The sequence below is a fragment of the Micromonospora antibiotica genome (genome assembly GCF_017599305.1).
Classification (GTDB): domain Bacteria; phylum Actinomycetota; class Actinomycetes; order Mycobacteriales; family Micromonosporaceae; genus Micromonospora; species Micromonospora antibiotica.
The window spans coordinates 143,114-161,392 of record NZ_JAGFWR010000001.1 but is presented as its reverse complement, the minus strand read 5'-3'; the positions used below and the strand labels follow the sequence as shown (position 1 = coordinate 161,392).

The following is an 18,279-nucleotide window of genomic DNA, read 5'->3' as shown; positions in this document are numbered from 1 at the left end:
CGGTGCCGCCGGCCCCTACAGCGAGGCGCGGGCCGAGAAGGCGATGCTGGCCAGCAGGAACCCGCCGTTGACCACCGTGAACGCCACGATCACCCAGAACACCAGCGCCGGCACGAGCATCAGCACCAACCCCGCCACGAAGATCACCGCGCCGTAGTCCCGGACCAGCTTGACCAGGCGTACCGGCAGGGACGTCGAGGTGACCATGCTGGCGGCGTTGGGGCCGGCCTGCATCACCGAGGTCACCAGGTTGACCATCCAGGTGCCGGCGAAGGTCGCGATCAGCCAGGTCGGCGTGGAGGGGCGCTGCGCCACGGCGGTGGCGGACAGGGCGGCGACCAGGGCGATCTGGGCGGCCACGTCGCAGAGCACGTCGACCCGGGCACCGGCCGCGCTGCCCTGACCGGTCACCCGGGCGAGCTGCCCGTCGGCGCAGTCCAGGGCGTACGCCACCTGCCAGCCGACCAGCGCGACCAGCCCGACCAGCCAGGCCGGGACGGCACCGGCGGCGACCCGGTCGGCGAGCGCCACCACGGTCACCGAGGCGGCCAGGCCGAGCACCAGGTTGGTGATGGTCAGCGCGGTCGGGCGCAGCCCGAGGCGCTGGGCGACCAGGGCGAAGACGGCACCCAGCCACTGGCTGACCGACTCGCTGAACAGGCCGCCGCCCCGGTTGACCCGGTGGAAGTCGGCAACGGTGGGGCGGGGTTCAGCCACTGTGGTCGCGGAGTGCACCGGCGTAGTCTGCCAGCCGCCCCCGCGTCTCGGTAACCGACATGGCCAGGTGCTCCAGGATGGTGTACCGGTCGGGGCGGGTCGCCGGGGCGAACTGCACCGCCTCGACGAACTGGTCGTCGGTGAGCCCCACGTCGGCGGGGTGCCGGGGCAGCCGGTGCCGGCCCAGGCAGGCCGCCATCTCGGCGAAGCGCCGTTCGTCACCGCGCAGGAAGGTGCAGAACAGCGCGCCGAGGCCGGCCAGTTCGCCGTGTGACGAGGTGCCGGGGAAGAGGGCGTCGACGGCGTGCATGATCTCGTGGCAGCCGCCGCTGGCCGGGCGGCTGCTGCCGCAGACCGCCATCGCCAGGCCGCTGGAGATCAGCGCCTCGGCCAGCACGGTGACGAACGCGTCGTCGGTCATGTCGCCGGTGTGCGCGAGCACCGCCTCCGCGCCCATCCGGGCCAGCGACGCGGCGAGGCCGTCGACGGGTTCGCCGCGTACCTGGCGGGCCAGTTCCCAGTCGGCCAGCGCGCTGATGTTGCTGATCACGTCGCCGATGCCGGCCCGGTTGTGCCGGTCGTGGCCGGCGGCCACGAAGTCCAGGTCGACGATCACCGCGATCGGGATGTGCACCCCGTAGGAGCCCTTGATGCCGCCGGTGATCAGGCTGGCCACCGGGGAGGCGATGCCGTCGTTGGCGAGGCTCGTCGCCATGGTCACCATCGGCAGGCCGCGCCGGGTGGCCGCGTACTTCGCCACGTCGATGGTCTTGCCGCCGCCGATGCCGACCACCGCGTCGTACGAGCGTTCGCGGAGCTTGCCGCCCAGCTCGTCGGCGGCGTCGAGGGTGCCGCCGGCCACGGTGAACACGTCCGCCGAGCGCAGCGACGGCCGCAGCAGGTCGGCGATCTGCCCGCCCTGACCGGGGCCGACCACCACCGCCACGTCGCCCCCGGCGGAGATCCGCCCGTCGGCGAGGATCGTGGCCAGGTCGGCGACCGCACCGCGCCGCACGTCGATGTGCAGCGGGGTCAGGATGGTACGGGCTAGTAGCGGCACGCGATCTCCCGCGCCCGGGTCAGGTCGTCGTGGTTGTCGACCTCGACCCAGGAGACGTCCCCGATCGGCGCGGCCCGCACCTCGCCACCGCGGTCGGCGAACTCCTGGTAGCCGTCCTCGTAGTAGAGGTTCGGGTCCCGCCGCCAGGTCGCCTCCAGCGCGTCGGCGAGCGCCCCGGCCACCTGCGGCTCGATGAGCGTCGCGCCGATGTACTCCCCGTACGCCTCGCCCGGGTCCATCAGCTTGGTGATCCGGGTGAGCTGGCCGGCGGCGTCGAAGGTGGTCTTCATCTCCTCCTCGGCGAGCGCCTTGAGGGTGTCGACCGCCAGCAGGATGCCCGGCCCGCGCTCGGCCAGCAGGGTCTTCTCCACGCTCACCGGGTGCACGGTGTCCCCGTTGACCAGCAGCACGCCCCGGGTGAAGTGCTCCCGGGCCAGCCACAGCGAGTAGGCGTTGTTCCACTCCTCGGCCTTGTCGTTGTGCACCAGGTCGAGGGTGACGCCGTACTTCTCCTCCAGGGCCGCCTGCCGCTGCACGACCGCGTCGGCGGCGTAGCCGACCACGATCACGATCTCGGTGAGGCCCACCTCGGCCAGGTTGCGCAGCGCGATGTCCAGGATGGTGGTCTCACCGTCCACCGGCACCAACGCCTTGGGCAGGGTGTCGGTGTACGGGCGCAGTCGGCGTCCCGCACCGGCCGCGAGCACCATCCCGATCATGCGGGCCTCCCTCGTACGACTCCAGGTCACCGTGGAGGATAGCCCCGGGTGACCGGGCAGCCGCCGCCAACCGTGAGTTCAGCCGGGCCGGGCAGGGGTTCCAGGGCTGGCCGGGTGGGGGTTTCAGCCGGGCAGGGCGGCCAGATCGGCGAGCACGCCCAGCCGCTCGTCGGCGGTCAGCGTCGCGTACGGGCCGGCCGCCCGACGGTCCGTCTCCAGCTCGATGGCCCGCCGCTCCGGCCCGTCCGGCAGCTCCCCGACGCTGGCGGCGGTGTGCCCGGCGGCGGTCCACGCGGCGGCGTGCGCGTCCGCCCGGTGGTACCGCAGCGTGCCGAGGCGGTTGAGCAGCAACACCCCCGACGGGATGCCGTCCGGCTCGTACGGCGGGGCCATCGCGGCGAACGCCGGCCCGGGTTCGGCGTCCGGCTCCCCGGCGAGCAGCACCGCGTACGCCAGCACCCGGCCGTACGCCTCGACGAGCCGGTGCACCCGGTCGTCGTGCCCGGCCCACAGCTCCTCGGTCACCTCGGCGTGCACCTGGTACAGCTCGGTGAGGAAGTCGACGCCCCGCTCGGTGGCGGTGAAACCGCCGTCCGGCCGGCGGGCGATCATGCCGTGCGCGACCTGCTTGTCCAGCGCCCGCTGGCAGGTGGCCGGGTCCCGGTAGCGGTTGACCGCCGCGAAGCCGGCCCGGTCGACGGCACCCCCGGGTGCGGCGAGCCGGGTGCGGAACTCCACCAGGAAGCCGGTGGCGGCCGGGCCGCCGTACCGCTGGCTCAGTTCGGCGCCACCACCGTCGCGGCCGGCGAGCATCCCGGCCACGAACGCCCGCTCGACCGCCGGGGCGACCAGCCCGGTGAACCGGTGCGGTGCCAGCTCGACGCCATCGTCCACGGTCAACGCGCCGGCGCAGCGGGAGGGCTCGGTGGGCACACTTCGACAGTAGCGAGCGCCGGCCGACCGTGCCGATGTCCGGTCCCGTCCCGACCTGCACCGGAGTCGACCGGTTCGGCCCGGCCCCGGCCCGGACGCCCGGTGCATCCCTCGCTCCGGACTCCCGGTGCGCCGGCCACCGTCGGGAGGCCGCCGGGCCGGACCGTCGCGACCACGCGGGGGCGGGCGGGACTGCCCGCATGTTGAACTTGGCGTGTATGCCGGCCGGAGCGGGCCGGGCAGGCCCTAGGCTCGTGCGCATGACCGCCGAGCAGCTGATCTCGTTTGCCCGTGGCGCGCCCTCGCTGGACATCGTGGATGTCGAGGGGCTCAAGGCCGCCGCCGTCCGTGCCTTCGACGCCGACCCCGCCGGGGTCACCGCCTACGGCACCTCCGTGGGTTACCCACCCTTGCGGAAGTGGATCGCCGAGAAGCACGGCGTCGAGGCGGATCAGGTGCTGGTCACCAACGGCTCGCTCCAGGCCGACGCGTTCCTCTTCGACCACCTGGTCCGGCGCGGGGACGCCGTGGTGGTGGAGCGGCCGACGTACGACCGGACGCTGCTCAACCTCCAGCGGATGGGCGGCGAGATCCACGGCGTCGGCATCGAGCCGGACGGTCTGGACACCGCCGAGCTGCGCAAGCTGCTGGAGTCCGGGGTACGCCCCCGGCTGGCCCACGTGATCCCGAACTACCAGAACCCGGCCGGCGTGACGCTGTCGCTGGACAAGCGTCGGGAGCTGCTCGACCTGGCCGCCGAGTACGGCTTCACGATCTTCGAGGACGACCCGTACGCCGACATCCGGTTCCGGGGTGAGCCGCTGCCGTCGATGCTGTCGATGGACACCCGGGGTGTGGTGGTGCACGCGTCGAGCTTCACCAAGACCGTCTGCCCCGGGGTGCGGGTCGGTTACCTGGTCGGGCCGGCGAGCCTGATCGCCGACATCGCCAAGTCGGCGACCAGCCTCTATATCTCGCCGGGCATGGTGGCGCAGTCGATCGTGCACCAGTTCTGCGTCTCGGGTGACATCCAGCGGTCCATCGCCACGGTGTCGTCGGCGCTGGGTGAGCGGGCCGGGGTGCTGGCCGAGTCGCTGCGCCGGCACCTGCCCGAGGTGACCTTCGTCGAGCCGGACGGCGGCTACTTCCTCTGGGTGGAGTTCCCCGACGACGTGGACGTGGACCGGTTGGCGCCGGCCGCCGCCGAGCGGGGCGTCGCCGTGGTCAAGGGCAGCGACTTCATGGTCGACGGTGGGCGGCACGCGTTGCGGTTGGCGTTCTCCGCGGTGACCGCGGACCGGATCGACGAGGGTGTGCGTCGGCTGGCGGACGCGGTGGCTGCCGTACGCGGCTGAAAATCTGTCGGGTTTCTGACAGAAGCGCGACCTGGGCCGGTCGAGGGCTCCCCTCGGCCGGCCTGACGCCCCACAATGCTGCGAGCGTCACTCACGTTTGGCTGGTGACCCGCTCAGGGCCCCTGCCACCGGCCGGCCGGGTGACGCCGCAGCTTTGCCCCCGCCCCCAACGGTGCCGGGTGGGTCGGGTCGCCCCTCACCCCCCTGGACGCGGCCCGACCCGCCCGGCACCACCCCCCACCTGCTCCCCGGCATCCGCCTGGCTCCCGGCCCCGCCCGGGTGACCAGGATCACGGCCACCCACCTGCCGCAGTCCGTCCCGCCGCAGGGGCCGCCGATCGTCCGAGGGCCGCCGGCCCGGCGGCGGCGTAGCCTGCAAGCCGCAGCACGCACACCGGGAGGGGGTACGCCATGACGGACCGGGCGGAACGGGAGCGGTCGACGACACTGCACGGCGGTCGGGTGCTGAACCCCCGCGCCTGGGTGTCCCCGGTCCGGGCGATGTCGCGCATCCTTAACGCCGACGGCTCCCCCCGCACCCCCGCGCCCACCGGCCCCGGCCGCAGCGGCGTGGTCGACTGCGGCCTCTACGTCGACGGCGAACGCCGCCCCGGCCAGTGGCGGTACGCCGAAGCGCTGGCCGCCGCCCGCGACGAGCGCGGCGGGTTCGTCTGGCTCGGCCTGCACGAACCGGAACTGGCCGAGATGACCGCCATCGCCGAGACGTACGGGCTGCACGAGCTGGCCGTCGAGGACGCCGTGAAGGCCCAGCAGCGGCCCAAGCTGGAGCGCTTCGGCGACGTCAGCTTCCTGGTGCTGCGGACCGCCCGCTACTGCGAGCACACCGAGCTGACCGAGACCTCCGAGGTGGTCGAGACCGGCCAGGTGATGCTCTTCATCGGCCCCAACTTCCTGATCAGCGTCCGACACGGGGACGCCTGCCGGCTGTCGCCCGTCCGGGCCGACCTGGAGGCCAAGCGGGACCTGCTGCGGCACGGCCCGTGGGCGGTGGCGTACGCGATCACCGACCGGGTGGTGGACCTCTACCTGGAGGTGGCTGACCAGCTGGAAGACGACCTCGACGTGCTGGAGGCCGACGTCTTCGACCGGCAGAGCAGCGGGCGGATCCAGCGGATCTACCAGATGAAGCGGGAACTGGTCGAGTTCAAGCGGGCGGTGATCCCGCTGCAACGGCCGCTGATGACGCTCACCGCCCAGGTGCACCGGGAGGTGCCGCAGGAGGTCAGGCGCTACTTCCGCGACGTGCAGGACCACCTCAGCCGCACCGTCGAGCAGGTCAACTCCTACGACGACCTGCTCAACTCGATCCTCCAGGCCCGGCTGGCGCAGGTCACCGTCGACCAGAACAACGACATGCGCAAGATCGCCGCGTGGGCGGCCATCGCGGCGGTCTGGACCGCGTTCGCGGGGGTCTACGGCATGAACTTCGAGAACATGCCCGAGCTGAAATGGACGTACGGCTACCCGGGTGTGCTCGCGCTGATGCTCGCCATCTCGCTGGCGCTCTACCGGTGGTTCCGCCGCAACGGCTGGCTCTGACCGCCGCCCGGTCGTGGGCCGCGGTGGCGGCCGGTCAGTGGCCGGTGTGCCGCCCGGTCGGTGTGCCGGTGTGCCGCCCGGCCGGTGTGCCGGGGCGGTGGTGGGTCAGTGCGCCGGGGTGGCCGCCGGGGTCGCCGCCGCCATCAGCTCGGAGACGGTGACGAACTCGAAGCCCCGCCGCCGCAACCCGATGATCATCGCGGCCAGCCCCCGGATCGCCACCAGCCGGTCCGCCGGCCCGGTGTCATGGGCGAGCAGGATCGTGCCCGGGTCACAGGACTCGACGATGTAGTCGACCAGGCCGTCCGGATTCTGGGTGAACCGGGATTCGAGCATCTGCCGGTTCCACAGGACCACCTGGTAGCCGAGGTCGTTGGCGGCCAGCAGGGTGCTGCCGGCCAGGTGCCCGTAGGGCGGGCGCAGCAGGGTGGGCTCCCGCCCCCAGAGCCGGGTCAGCTCGTTGTGCGCCCGACCGATCGCGGTGCACGCCTGCTCGTAGGTCATCTTCGCCAGGTCCTGGTGGGCCCAGGTGTGGTTGCCGATCTCGTGGCCGTCCAGCCGGTGCGCCACCAGCCGACCGTACTCACGGGCGCGGCGGCCGACCATGAAGAACGTGGCCGGGGTGTCGGTCTGGGCGAGGATCGACAGCACCCGGGGGGTCCAGTTCGGGGCCGGACCGTCGTCGAAGGTGAGCGCGATCAACCGCCTGGTGGTGTCCACGCTCCACACCACGTCGACCCGGGACGACCGGGGCGGGGTACGCCGGTCGGCGTGCACGCTGGCCGCGTACCCGCCGTAGACGGGCAGCTTGCTGTCGGCGGTGGCCTCGGCGTAGCCGAACTCACCGGTCAGCGCCACACCCGCGCCGGCCAGCGCGGCGGCGGTGCCGGAGAGCACCCGCCGCCGGGACAGCGCCCGGTCACGCCCGGCCGGGGACTCCTCCGGACGCTCGGCGGACTGGTCCCAGGGCCCCGTCGAGGGGGCGCCGTTCGGCTCCGGAGCCGGGCGCTCCGGGTCGGTGGTCGACGACATACGAGCACTGTAGGAGCCGCAAGCCCGCCGGGTGGGCCCGTAACGGTCGGGGAGAACCCTGAAAAATCCTTACGTTCTCGTGGGGACCGCCGCCCTGGACAGGCCGGATGACGGTGCCGGGCCGTACCGTGCCGAGGGCTCCGGGTGCCAGCGGCGCGTCCCGTGTCGGGCGACCCGGGACCCGACGGGGTCCGGAAGTCGGCTGCGGCGCGGGACGACCGGTCAGGTCGTCACCGCGCCGCCGACGTGCTGCGGGGGATCAGCGCCGGGTGCTGGACTGCGCCGCATTCCGACCGGCGTCGAGCGCCTTGCCGAGGTCGTCGGCCGGCCGGCCGGAGACGTCGGTGGCACCCTCGGCGACCGAGGGGACCTTGTCGTTCGGGTGGATCACCGGCTTGCCGGCCGGGGCGCCGGCCACCGTGGAGCTGCCGACACCGGTGGACGGGGGCACCGGACCGGTGGTGGCGGGGTCGTCGGCCGACGGGGTCTCCACGACCAGGATGTCGACCTCGTCGCGGGGGGCGTCGATGCCGGCGGTGACCGAGCCGGCGGAGACACCGGCGGCGGGCGGCGTGACGGGGGCGGTGCCGATGCTGCGGGTCGGGTCGTACTCGGCCCACTCCTGCTGCTCACGGCGGCGACGCATCGCCATCGCACCGGCCACCCCGGCCACCGTCCCGGCGACCAGCAGGCCGGCGAGCATGCCGCGCGACGTGCGCTTCCTCTTGCGGGCCTTCGGGCTCTTCGCCTTGATCTTCTTGCTCACCGCGGCCTGCTTCGCGGCGGCGGCCTTCCTGCCGGCCACCGCCTTACCGGCGGCCTCGGCCTGGGCGTTGCGCACGGCCAGGGCCACCGGGGCGAGGGCCGCGACCGTCGTGGCGAGGCCACTGGAAGCCCGGTCCCGCACCACGACAGCGGTCGGCGCGACCGCCCCCCGGGCCGCCTGGACCCGCGGGCCGACCGTGGCGCCGGCACCCTTCGCCGCGTGCGTGGCAGCCTGCCTCAGGTGACCGATGCCCTGGTGCAGCTCCACCTTTGCCAGCTGCCCCTGGGTCTTGCGTCGCCCGATTCCCAACACGGTCCCACCTCCTGGGAGTTGTTCCTTCGTCATCCTCCACCAACGGATGCCTCCGCACTGCCAGATGGGGCACATGGGAGGATCCGCATGGAACTGACCAACGAGTGAGGAGTACCCGTGGCCGAGGCTGTCTACGCCACCTTGCACACCAACGCTGGCCCGATCCGGCTGGAGCTCTTCGGTAATCACGCTCCGAAGACGGTTCGTAACTTCGTGGAACTGGCCGAGGGCAAAAAGGAATACACCGATCCCCGCACCGGTCAGCCGGGCAACGGGCCGTACTACGACGGCACCATCTCGCACCGGGTGATCAGCGGTTTCATGGTCCAGATGGGCGACCCGACCGGCACCGGCCGGGGCGGCCCGGGCTACACGTTCGCCGACGAGTTCCACCCGGAGCTGCGCTTCGACCGGCCCTACCTGCTGGCGATGGCGAACGCCGGGCCGGGCACCAACGGGTCGCAGTTCTTCATCACCGTCGGGGCGACCCCGCACCTGAACAACCGGCACACCATCTTCGGCCAGGTGGCCGACGAGCAGTCGGCGAAGGTGGTCGACTCGATCGCGAACACCCCGACCGGTCCGAGCGACCGGCCGTTGCAGGACGTGGTGATCGAGCGGGTCGAGATCGAGCGCACCGAGGCCTGACCGCACCGCGAGGTACCTTTGCACGCATGACTGAACGCTCCGGGCCGGCCGGCGACGCCACCGGTGGGCCGGTGCCGACCACCCCGGTCTGCTACCGCCACGCCGACCGGGAGACGTACCTCAGGTGCTCCCGCTGTGACCGGCCGATCTGTCCGGACTGCATGCGGGACGCTCCGGTCGGCCACCAGTGCCCGGAGTGCGTGAACGAGGGACGCCGCAGCGTACGGCCGGCGCGTACCGCCTTCGGTGGCGGTGCCGCCGGCCGTCGCGGCGTGGTCACCCGCGTCCTGATCGCCCTGAACGTGCTGGTGATGATCGTCTCGGTGCTCAGCGACCGGGGCGGCGACTCGATGATCGGCGGGTCCGGCTTCGGCGGCCTGCTCGGCGGCGGCACCCCGCTGACCCAGTGGGGCTCGGTACTCAGCTACGCCTCGTACGTGCCGTTCGGGGAAGCACACGGCGTCGCCTCCGGTGAGTGGTACCGCCTCGTCACCGCGATGTTCCTGCACTACGGCGTGGTGCACCTGCTGCTCAACATGTGGGCGCTCTGGGTGCTGGGGCGGGAGTTGGAGGCCCTGCTCGGGCCACTGCGCTTCCTCACCCTCTATCTGGTCGCCGGGCTCGGCGGCAACGTGGCGGCCTACCTGTTCAGCAGCCCCAACACCGCGTCGGCCGGTGCCTCGACGGCGATCTTCGGACTGTTCGCGGCGATCTTCGTGCTGATGCGCCGGCTGGGTCGGGACACCTCGGCGATCCTGCCGATCCTGGTGATCAACCTGATCTTCACGTTCACCGTGCCGGGCATCTCCATCCCGGGCCACGTCGGCGGGCTGATCGTCGGGGCACTGATGGCGCTCGTGCTGGCGTACGCCCCCCGGATGCGGCGCTCGGTCTTCCAGGCGGCCGGTACGGCGGTGATCCTGGTGGCGCTGCTCGGCCTGGTGATCGTCCGCACCGTGCTGCTGCTCGGCTGAGCGGCCGGGCGCCCATGGAGATGCCGCTCACGTCGACGCACCTGCCGCCATCGGCACCTGAAGCAGGAATCGTCGAACCGATTCGTTAGCCACGGTACGGCGGGCTGCCGGCCGAGCCGGCAGCCCGCCGTGCGGCTCAGTTCACGGTGCGGCTCAGTTCACGGAACAGGTAAGCGTCGGGGTGCCGCCGGCTTCCCCGGCCACGAGCATCCCGAAGGTGGTGCTGGCCCCCGGTGCGAGACTCCCGTTGTACGAGACGTTGCTGACCGTGGCCGTTCCGCTGCTGGTCGTCAGCGAGCCGTTCCACACCTGGTTGATGGTCTGCCCGGACCCGATCGTCCAGCTCACCCGCCAGCCGGTGGTGGCCGTCGAACCGCTGTTGGACACCGCCACATCGGCCTGGAAGCCGCCGGGCCAACTGTTGGTCACCCGGTAGGAAGCGCCGCACCCCGAGCCGCCCGGGCCGGGGGTGGTCGGCGACGGCGTCGGAATGGTCGGCGAGGGAGTCGGGGTCGTCGGGGTGGGCGTCGGGGTCGTCGGCGACGGCGGCAGGACGGTGATGGTGTACGCGTCGTTGACGTCGTTGTTGGCGATGTTCACGACGGTGCCGTTGTTGTTGAGCGTCACCACCTGGTCCTGGACGGTGGTGGGCCCGGTGACCGCGCCGCCGTTGTTGTAGGGGATCCGCTGCACCAGGATGCGCGCCCGGTTGTCGCTCACGATTCCGCTGGTGCTGTTCAGCCCTTGGAGGTTGACGGCGATGTTGCCGGTGGTCCGGCCGCCGCCGACCAGGATCTTGGCATCGCCGGCGGCCTTGGTGGCGTACGCGTCGTACCCGGCGGACGCGGTGGTGGTGACGGCGACGCCGGTCTGCTGGGCGTAGAAACGGTAGACCCACCACTCGCCCTTGGGCTGGTACTGACCGGCCGAGTTGTGGGTGAGCAGGTTGCCCAGGTCGTTGTGCAGGTTGCCGCCGCTGGCCCAGTTGGCGCGCAGGCCGTCGGCTCCGGCCCGTTCCAGCCGGGTGATGTACCACGCGCCATCGCCGGGGTTCTGCTCGTTGGAGGCACCGTACTCGTTGATCTGGTAGGGCCGGGGGTGCGCAATGCCCCGCGAGCCGAGCGTCGTGTTCGCGGCGGCGACGTTGGCGACCGGGTCGCTGGGCAGGGAGTGCCAGCTCACGACGTCCGGCACCGCGTTGTTGGCCTTGATGTAGTCGAGGTACTGGTTCCACCAGGTCCCGGAGGTGGTGGGTACGCCGGCCAGGCTCGGCCCGACGATCAGGGTGCCCGGCATGTCGGCCCGCAGGCGCTGGTAGGTCCGTCGCCAGAGTTCGAAGTACTGGGCCTGGGGGCGGTTCCAGAACAGGGTGATGTTGGGCTCGTTCCAGATGTCCCATTCGACCGGGACGCCGGTGGCCTTCACATCGTTGATCACCCGGGTGAGGAAGTTGTCGTAGTCGGTCCAGTTGCCGTTGTCGCCGGGGAAGCGGGAGATGGGAGCGCCGTCAGCGCCCCACAGGTCGTGGGGGAGCAGGACGAACTTGCCGCCGAGCGCCTTGGTCCGCAGCATCTGGGCGCGGGTGGCGTTCCACCGGCGGTCGTAGCCGCCGCCCACCCAACCGCTGCCGGGCAACTGGGCGCCCCCGGCCCGCATGGCCTGGTATTTGATGTCGGTGAAGAAGTGGTCGGGCGGTGCGGTGCCGTTCTCGGTCATGCCGTAGATCCACCCGGAGGCCCGGTAGGTCGGCGCGGTGGTGGCGGCGGCGAAGTTCACGCTGAGGCTCTGGTTGTCGGCCTGGGCCACGTTGGGCGCGACCAGCAGGCCGGCGACGACCAGCGCGCCGGTGAGGAGGTAGCCGGCACGAAGGTGTGGCCGGGACGGAAGTTTCACGGGCTCTCCAGGGGTGGTAGGGGGTGGGTGCGAGCGGCCCGGGGGCCTCGCGGTCAGGGCGGGTCCGGTGCCGTGACGGAGCGAGATGGACGGTGGGGCGCAGCGTGCGGCGGCGATCTCGGCCCATGACCGGCGTGGCGGGTCGCTGGGTCGACCACCGCTTCGAATCGGTTCGATAGAACCGTAGACACCGACTCTTGTCGATGTCAACGTGGCGCTAGCCGAGCGGGCGTCGGGTTGCTGAGCTCAGCGAAGGCCGCCGGACCGGCCCCGCGCCGGTGGGCGAGGCGACCCCCGCCGCCGATCCCACCGACCGGAGCGATGTCGACCAACCCGGGCGACGGAGCCCGGGCACACTAGGGCCGGGCGATCCGGATCAGCTCGACCACCTCGGTCGGCGACGCGCCCAGGTCGGCCCGACCGAACAGGTGCAGGGTCTCGCCGGCATCGATCTCCAGCGTCTCGCCGGTCAGCCCGAACCGGGTCCGCCGGTCCACCGTGACCGCCTCCACCGCCTCCCACGGCAGGTGCCGCCGCCCGGCGTAACCCCGGATGACCGTGATCCCCCCGGCGTCGACCGCGAGGCGGACGGGGGCGAGCAGGTCGCGTACCGCCCAGCCGACCAGGCCGACGGCGGCGGCGACGGCCAGCGTCAGCCGGACCGGGTCGCCGTCGGCGAGCAGCAGCCCCAGGGCGGCCAGCCCGATCGCACCGGCCAGCTTCGCCGCCGGGACCGCCGGGGGAACCCGCCACTGGTGGGCCGGAGACGGTGGGGGATGCACCATCCCAGCATGCCAGCCACCCACGGTGACCGGCTGCCCCGCCGGTGCCACCGGCTGCCCCGGCCGGGGTCGTGGCGGCGACGCGACACCCGCCGGTCGTCGGCTTCCGGCCGCCGACGGGTCGGCCGCCGGCAGCCCTCCGACCGGCCCGGCGGGCGGACGCTGCGCCGATCGGGACGTAGTATCGACGCAGCCGAAGTTACCGGGGAGTAGTCATGAGTGACGCAGTCATCGTCGGCGCGGTGCGTACCCCCGTCGGGCGGCGCAAGGGTGGCCTGGCCGAGGTGCACCCGGTCGACCTGTCGGCGCACGTGCTGCGCGCCCTCGCCGACCGCACCGGCATCGATCCCGGCCAGGTCGACGACGTGATCTGGGGCTGCGTGTCCCAGGTCGGCGAGCAGTCCTGGAACGTCGCCCGCAACGGCGTGCTCGCCGCCGGCTGGCCCGAGTCGGTGCCCGGCACCACCCTCGACCGGCAGTGCGGCTCCAGCCAGCAGGCCCTGCACTTCGCCGCCGCGACGGTGCTCTCCGGGCAGGCCGACCTGGTGGTGGCCGGCGGTGTCGAGTCGATGACCCGGGTGCCGATGGGGTCCAGCGTCGGCGACGGCATGCCGTTCAGCGACCAGCTCCGGGCCCGCTACCGGGGGGTCGAGGGCTTCGCCGACGACCAGCCGCTCCCGTTCAACCAGGGGGTCGGTGCCGAGCTGATCGCCGCCCGGTGGCGCTTCTCCCGCAGCCAGCTCGACGAGTTCGCGCTGGCCAGCCACGAGAAGGCCGCCGCCGCGCAGGACGCCGGGGTGTTCGACCCGGAGCTCGCCCCGGTGCCGCTGGCCGACGGCGGCACCTTCACCGCCGACGAGGGCATCCGCCGGGACACCTCCCTCGCGGTGCTCGGCGGGCTGAAGACCCCGTTCCGTGCCGACGGCGTGGTGACCGCCGGTTCCGCGTCGCAGATCTCCGACGGCGCGGCGGCGCTCGCCGTCACCACCAGCGACTGGGCCAGCCGGCACGGCCTGCGTCCGCTGGCCCGGGTACACACCGCCGTGGTCGCCGCCGACGACCCGGTCACCATGCTCACCGCCCCCATCCCGGCCACCGCGAAGGCGCTGCGCCGCGCCGGCCTGGGCATCGAGGAGATCGGCGTGTACGAGGTGAACGAGGCGTTCGCCCCGGTGCCGCTGGCCTGGCTGGCCGAGACCGAGGCCGACCCGGAACGGCTCAACCCGCGCGGCGGGGCGATCGCGCTGGGTCACCCGCTCGGGGCGTCCGGCGCCCGGATCATGACGACGTTGCTCCAGCACATGCGGGACAACGACATCCGCTACGGCCTACAGACCATGTGCGAGGGCGGCGGCATGGCCAACGCCACCATCCTCGAACTGCTCTGACGCCGCCCGCCCGCGATCCCGGGTCGATCCGGTCACCGCCCGACCAGCGGGCCTGCCCGGTGGAAAATGGCGGGTGCCGGGGTGGGGTGGTGGCCTACTCTGCGCGGCGTGACGACCATTCCCGTAGCCGCCGGTTGGGCCGATCCGCAGTGGCGGTCCGCCGCCCTCGACTGGGTCACCGGGCACCTGGACCGGCACGGTCGCCGGGTCACCGGCCCGGTGCAGGCCCGGCTGCGCCCCTGGTCGTCGGTCTGGCAGGTGCCCACCGACGCCCGGTCGTACTGGTTCAAGGCGAACAGTCCCGGCACGGCGTACGAGGCGGTGCTCCTGGCCGAGCTGGCCCGGCGTACCCCCGGTCGGGTGCTCGACCCGGTCGCGGTGGACCCGTCCCGGGGTTGGTCCCTGCTGCCCGACGGCGGCCCCACCCTGCGTGAACTGGCCGAACCCGGGCCCGCCCGCTGGGTCGACGTGTTGGTGGCCTACGCCGAACTCCAGCGGGAGCTGGTCCCGGCGGCGGACGAACTCGTCGCGCTCGGCGTACCCGACCAGCGTCCGGCGGCGATGCCGGGCCTCCTGGCCGACCTCCTCGACGACCGGGCCGCCCTGCTCCTCGACGCCGAGGGTGAAGGTGGGGGCGGTGGCCTGGACGCGGCGACCCACGACCGGTTGCGGGCGCACCTGCCGCGCTTCGCCGAGGACTGCCGGCGGCTCGCCGACAGCGGCATCCCGGCCAGTGTCCAGCACGACGACCTGCACGACGGGAACGTGTTCGCCGCCGCCGACGGCTACCGCTTCTTCGACTGGGGGGACGCCTCCGTCGCGCACCCGTTCGGCACCCTGCTGGTGACGTTGCGCTCGGCGGCACACACCTTCTCGCTGCCGGAGGGGGACCCGGTGCTGGTCCGGCTGCGGGACGCCTATCTGGAGCCGTGGACCGACCGGCACGACCGGGCGACCCTGCGGGAGGTCGCCGGGCTGGCCATGCGGGTGACCACGGTGAGTCGGGCGTTGTCCTGGCGGCGGGCCCTCGACACCACCGACCCGAGCCGCACCGAGTACGCCGACGCGGTGCCCGGGTGGCTCGGCGAGCTCTTCGCCCCGATGCCCGTCTGACCGGGTGTCGGGTGCCCGTCTGACCGGGTGTCGGGTGCCCGTCTGACCGGGTGTCGGGTGCCCGTCTGACCGGGTGTCGGGCGGGCGGGAGGTCCGGAAGACACACCGGTGGTGCGACACGGGGGAGTGGAACTTCCAAAAGGTCGACAGTGACCCACATCACCCCTGGTCACGGCTCGTTGGCCAGGTATGGACGTCTTCTCGCGCACCTTCCTCCCGGCCGCCGCCGAGACCGGGCTGGCGGTCCAGACGGTGAGTCGGCACATGCCGGTCTTCCGGCAGTGCGTCGGCTCCGGCGACGCCACCATCCTGGTCGCCCGGTGCGCCCGCCCCGACCGGCCGGTCGACGGTGACTACCTCCTCCTGCTCACCCACCGCCGGCTGGTGGTCACCCAGCAGACCCGGGTGCTGCACCGGCTGCGCCTGCACCTGAACACCGAGCTGCGTGAGCTGAGCAACGTCACCTGGAGCCCCGATCCCCGGGCGCAGGCCGTCGAGTTGGCGGCCACCGCGATCGACGGGGTGCGGGAGCGGTTCGTCATCCGTACGCAGCACCCGAAGCAGGTGTGGCAGCTCGACACGCTGCTGCACCACGCGTTCCGCACCCGGCTGCGCAAGCCCGAGGAACGGGTCGTCGCCACCATCGGCGACGCGCCGGCCGTCGCACCGGCCCCGCTGTTGCGTCCGCTGCCGACCCGCTGACCGCATCCTTACCTGACCCGAACACCGGCCTACGTTTCGGTGGGTCCCGGGTCGGTCATCATGGGCCGGTGACCGCTGACGCCACCGGCCAACGTGGGCTCGTCCTCGTGGTGGAGGACGAACCGGCCATCGCCGACCTGGTCCGGCTCTATCTCAGCCGGGACGGGTTCGGCGTACACCTGGAACGGGACGGCACGGGCGGGTTGGCCGCCGCCCGACGGCTGCGCCCGGTGGCCTGCGTCCTCGACATCACCCTGCCGGGCCTGGCCGGCACCGAGGTCTGCCGGCGGCTGCGCGAGGCTGGCGACTGGACCCCGGTCCTCTTCCTCACCGCCCGCGACGACGAGGTCGACCGGATCGTCGGCCTGGAGCTGGGCGCGGACGACTACGTCACCAAACCGTTCAGCCCCCGGGAGTTGGTGGCCCGGGTCCGGGCGGTGCTGCGGCGCACCGCCGGCGCCCCGGACGGGCCGGACCGCCCCCGCACCGTCGGCCCGGTCACCCTCGACCCGGCCCGCCGCACGGTGCTCGCGGCCGGCTCCCCCGTCCAGCTCACCTCCACCGAGTTCGACCTGCTCGCCCACCTGATGGCCCGCCCCGGCCGGGTCTTCACCCGGGAGGAGCTGCTGGCCGGGGTCTGGGGTTACGCGGCGCACGCCGGCACCCGCACCGTCGACGTGCACGTCGCCCAGGTGCGGGCCAAGCTCGGCCCGGCCAGCGTGATCCGCACCCACCGGGGCGTCGGATACGCCGCCAATGGCTGAGCCCGCCCCCCGGCCGCCGACCGCCCCGCAGCCGACCACCCCGCTGTCGACCACCCCGCTGTCGGCCGCCGCGCCGTCGGCCGCCGCGCCGTCGGCCGCCGCGCCGTCGGCCGCCGCGCCGCCGGGCGGGGCCGGGCGGCGTCGCCGTCGGCCGCGCCGCCGGTTCACCCACACGCTGACCGCCCGCGCGGTCCTGGTCACCTGCGCGGTGTCGCTGGTGTCGGTGCTGGTCACCGCGCTGGTCGCGGTCCCCCTGGCGGTACGCGGGGTGGAACGCCGCGACCAGGCCGCGCTGGCCGCCCAGGCCCGTCTCGCCGCCGACGTCCTGCGGGTACGCCCCAGCCGGCAGCGCGACGCGGCCGGCGACCGGCTGATCCGCCAACTCCGGGAACAACAGATCGAGGTGTACGTCGTCCAGGGTGGGCTGGCCGACCGCCCCGGCCTGCCCCGGCAGGTGGTGAACCGGGTCTCCGGCGGTCGGGACGTCTCCGGTCGACGGTTCGTCAACGGCCAACGGACCCTCGTCGAGGGGCGGGCACTGCCCGGCGGTGAGGGTGTGGTGCTGACCCGGGCCACCCCGCAGGGGCCGTGGCGGCAGGTGCTGCGCGCCCTCTGGCTGCCGCTGCTCGCCGGGCTCACCGCCGGGGCGGCGGCCGGGTTGCTGCTCGCCCGCCGGCTGGCCCGCCCGATCCGGCACGCCGCCACCGCCGCCGCCCGGTTGCGCGCCGGTGACCGGGCCGTCCGGGTGCCCGTCGAACCCCCCGACGAGGTCGCCGACCTGGCGTACGCGTTGAACGGGCTGGCCGCCGCGCTGGCCACCAGCGAGGGCCGGCAGCGGGAGTTCCTGCTGTCCGTCTCGCACGAGCTGCGTACCCCGTTGACCGCGATCCGGGGGTGGGCGGAGGCGCTCGCCGACGGGGTGATCGGCGCGGACGAGGCCGCCGCCACCGGCCGGACCATGCTCACCGAGGCCCAGCACCTGGACCGGCTGGTCGCCGACCTGTTGGCGCTGGCCCGGCTGGAGGCGGTGGACTTCCCGTTGGAACCGGTGCCGGTCGACCTCACCCGGCTGGCCGCCGACGCCGAACGCACCTGGGCGGAGCGGTGCGCGGCCGTCGGGGTGCCGTTCCGGCTGGAGACGCCGGGCACGGCGGTGCCCGCGTACACCGATCCGGGGCGGATCCGGCAGGTGGTGGACGGGTTGTTGGAGAACGCGCTGCGGGTCGTACCGCCGGGGTCGCCGGTGGTGCTCGCGGTCCGGGCGGCCGGTGCCGGCCCGACGGCCGGTGGGCTGGTCGAGGTCCGTGACGGCGGGCCCGGCTTCACCGACGACGACCTGGCGGTGGCCTTCGAGCGGGGGGCGTTGCACCAGCGCTACCGGGGGGTCCGCAAGGTCGGCAGCGGGTTGGGTCTGGCATTGGCCGCCGGGCTGGTCCGCCGGCTCGGCGGGGAGATCGTCGCCGGGCACGCCGCCGAGGGCGGTGCCGCGTTCACCGTCCGGCTCCCCGCCCATCCTTACCCGACCCGAACATCGGTCTGACCCCGCGCCCATCGGGCTCCG

Annotated in this window: 17 protein-coding genes; 9 read left to right on the top strand and 8 right to left on the bottom strand. The window is 73.4% G+C overall.

Annotated features, from left to right (window positions below):
• Positions 1-15: 15 nt before the first annotated feature.
• From JQN83_RS00720 to JQN83_RS00705, 4 genes are all read right to left on the bottom strand, one after another.
• The gene (locus tag JQN83_RS00720; RefSeq protein WP_208565066.1) at positions 16-735 is read right to left on the bottom strand and encodes a CDP-alcohol phosphatidyltransferase family protein; all 720 of its coding nucleotides are present in this window, start codon (positions 733-735) and stop codon (positions 16-18) included.
• The gene (locus tag JQN83_RS00715) at positions 710-1,777 is read right to left on the bottom strand and encodes an iron-containing alcohol dehydrogenase family protein (protein WP_208565065.1); all 1,068 of its coding nucleotides are present in this window, start codon (positions 1,775-1,777) and stop codon (positions 710-712) included. The genes JQN83_RS00720 and JQN83_RS00715 overlap by 26 nt, the downstream gene beginning before the upstream one ends.
• Positions 1,765-2,496, bottom strand: a complete 732-nt coding sequence (locus JQN83_RS00710; protein ID WP_208565064.1) for a phosphocholine cytidylyltransferase family protein — start codon at positions 2,494-2,496, stop codon at positions 1,765-1,767. The genes JQN83_RS00715 and JQN83_RS00710 overlap by 13 nt, the downstream gene beginning before the upstream one ends.
• Positions 2,497-2,619: 123 nt before the next feature.
• Positions 2,620-3,429, bottom strand: a complete 810-nt coding sequence (locus JQN83_RS00705) for a hypothetical protein (RefSeq protein ID WP_307798941.1) — start codon at positions 3,427-3,429, stop codon at positions 2,620-2,622.
• A gap of 260 nt (positions 3,430-3,689) precedes the next feature.
• On the opposite strand from JQN83_RS00705, the gene JQN83_RS00700 reads away from it, so the two are divergent.
• Positions 3,690-4,784, top strand: a complete 1,095-nt coding sequence (locus tag JQN83_RS00700) for an aminotransferase-like domain-containing protein (protein ID WP_208565063.1) — start codon at positions 3,690-3,692, stop codon at positions 4,782-4,784.
• Positions 4,785-5,195: 411 nt separating this feature from the next.
• Positions 5,196-6,344, top strand: coding sequence for a magnesium/cobalt transporter CorA (gene corA / locus JQN83_RS00695; protein ID WP_208565062.1), 1,149 nt, complete (start codon positions 5,196-5,198; stop codon positions 6,342-6,344).
• Positions 6,345-6,449: 105 nt separating this feature from the next.
• Here the strand turns inward: corA and JQN83_RS00690 are convergent, their stop codons facing one another.
• Together JQN83_RS00690 and JQN83_RS00685 are read right to left on the bottom strand one after the other, a co-directional pair.
• Positions 6,450-7,376, bottom strand: a complete 927-nt coding sequence (locus JQN83_RS00690) for a polysaccharide deacetylase family protein (protein ID WP_208565061.1) — start codon at positions 7,374-7,376, stop codon at positions 6,450-6,452.
• 259 nt (positions 7,377-7,635) lie between these two features.
• Entirely contained in the window at positions 7,636-8,487 is an 852-nt protein-coding gene (locus JQN83_RS00685; RefSeq protein ID WP_208565060.1) for a hypothetical protein, read from the bottom strand.
• An 84-nt stretch (positions 8,488-8,571) separates the two neighbouring features.
• Between JQN83_RS00685 and JQN83_RS00680 the strand changes: the two genes are divergently transcribed.
• Together JQN83_RS00680 and JQN83_RS00675 are read left to right on the top strand one after the other, a co-directional pair.
• Positions 8,572-9,102, top strand: a complete 531-nt coding sequence (locus tag JQN83_RS00680) for a peptidylprolyl isomerase (protein WP_208565059.1) — start codon at positions 8,572-8,574, stop codon at positions 9,100-9,102.
• A 26-nt stretch (positions 9,103-9,128) separates the two neighbouring features.
• Complete coding sequence (locus JQN83_RS00675; RefSeq protein WP_208565058.1) at positions 9,129-10,076, top strand: rhomboid family intramembrane serine protease; 948 nt, start codon at positions 9,129-9,131, stop codon at positions 10,074-10,076.
• Positions 10,077-10,229: 153 nt separating this feature from the next.
• Here the strand turns inward: JQN83_RS00675 and JQN83_RS00670 are convergent, their stop codons facing one another.
• Together JQN83_RS00670 and JQN83_RS00665 are read right to left on the bottom strand one after the other, a co-directional pair.
• The gene (locus tag JQN83_RS00670) at positions 10,230-11,969 is read right to left on the bottom strand and encodes a cellulose binding domain-containing protein (protein ID WP_208565057.1); all 1,740 of its coding nucleotides are present in this window, start codon (positions 11,967-11,969) and stop codon (positions 10,230-10,232) included.
• Positions 11,970-12,325: 356 nt separating this feature from the next.
• Positions 12,326-12,754: a PH domain-containing protein gene (locus JQN83_RS00665; RefSeq protein ID WP_208565056.1), complete on the bottom strand. Its 429-nt coding sequence runs from the start codon at positions 12,752-12,754 to the stop codon at positions 12,326-12,328.
• A 212-nt stretch (positions 12,755-12,966) separates the two neighbouring features.
• On the opposite strand from JQN83_RS00665, the gene JQN83_RS00660 reads away from it, so the two are divergent.
• The 5 genes from JQN83_RS00660 (at position 12,967) to JQN83_RS00640 (ending at position 18,258) form a co-directional block, all read left to right on the top strand.
• A complete protein-coding gene (locus JQN83_RS00660) occupies positions 12,967-14,139 on the top strand; it encodes a thiolase family protein (protein ID WP_208565055.1) in 1,173 nt (390 codons plus the stop codon).
• A 108-nt stretch (positions 14,140-14,247) separates the two neighbouring features.
• Complete coding sequence (locus JQN83_RS00655; protein ID WP_307798939.1) at positions 14,248-15,252, top strand: phosphotransferase; 1,005 nt, start codon at positions 14,248-14,250, stop codon at positions 15,250-15,252.
• A 189-nt stretch (positions 15,253-15,441) separates the two neighbouring features.
• On the top strand, positions 15,442-15,954 hold the full coding sequence (locus tag JQN83_RS00650) for a hypothetical protein (protein WP_208565053.1): 513 nt from the start codon (positions 15,442-15,444) through the stop codon (positions 15,952-15,954).
• Positions 15,955-16,022: 68 nt separating this feature from the next.
• Positions 16,023-16,718, top strand: coding sequence for a response regulator transcription factor (locus JQN83_RS00645; RefSeq protein WP_208565052.1), 696 nt, complete (start codon positions 16,023-16,025; stop codon positions 16,716-16,718).
• On the top strand, positions 16,711-18,258 hold the full coding sequence (locus JQN83_RS00640; RefSeq protein WP_208565051.1) for a sensor histidine kinase: 1,548 nt from the start codon (positions 16,711-16,713) through the stop codon (positions 18,256-18,258). The genes JQN83_RS00645 and JQN83_RS00640 overlap by 8 nt, the downstream gene beginning before the upstream one ends.
• Positions 18,259-18,279: the final 21 nt, after the last annotated feature.

What these genes read in the sequence shown, in the direction of transcription:
- JQN83_RS00675 (WP_208565058.1), top strand. Translation starts at nt 9,129, where the DNA reads ATGACTGAACGCTCCGGGCCGGCCGGCGACGCCACCGGTGGGCCGGTG.
- JQN83_RS00660 (WP_208565055.1), top strand. Translation starts at nt 12,967, where the DNA reads ATGAGTGACGCAGTCATCGTCGGCGCGGTGCGTACCCCCGTCGGGCGG.
- JQN83_RS00685 (WP_208565060.1), bottom strand. Translation starts at nt 8,487, where the DNA reads ATGACGAAGGAACAACTCCCAGGAGGTGGGACCGTGTTGGGAATCGGG.
- JQN83_RS00700 (WP_208565063.1), top strand. Translation starts at nt 3,690, where the DNA reads ATGACCGCCGAGCAGCTGATCTCGTTTGCCCGTGGCGCGCCCTCGCTG.
- JQN83_RS00640 (WP_208565051.1), top strand. Translation starts at nt 16,711, where the DNA reads ATGGCTGAGCCCGCCCCCCGGCCGCCGACCGCCCCGCAGCCGACCACC.
- corA (WP_208565062.1), top strand. Translation starts at nt 5,196, where the DNA reads ATGACGGACCGGGCGGAACGGGAGCGGTCGACGACACTGCACGGCGGT.
- JQN83_RS00710 (WP_208565064.1), bottom strand. Translation starts at nt 2,496, where the DNA reads ATGATCGGGATGGTGCTCGCGGCCGGTGCGGGACGCCGACTGCGCCCG.
- JQN83_RS00665 (WP_208565056.1), bottom strand. Translation starts at nt 12,754, where the DNA reads ATGGTGCATCCCCCACCGTCTCCGGCCCACCAGTGGCGGGTTCCCCCG.
- JQN83_RS00690 (WP_208565061.1), bottom strand. Translation starts at nt 7,376, where the DNA reads ATGTCGTCGACCACCGACCCGGAGCGCCCGGCTCCGGAGCCGAACGGC.
- JQN83_RS00650 (WP_208565053.1), top strand. Translation starts at nt 15,442, where the DNA reads ATGGACGTCTTCTCGCGCACCTTCCTCCCGGCCGCCGCCGAGACCGGG.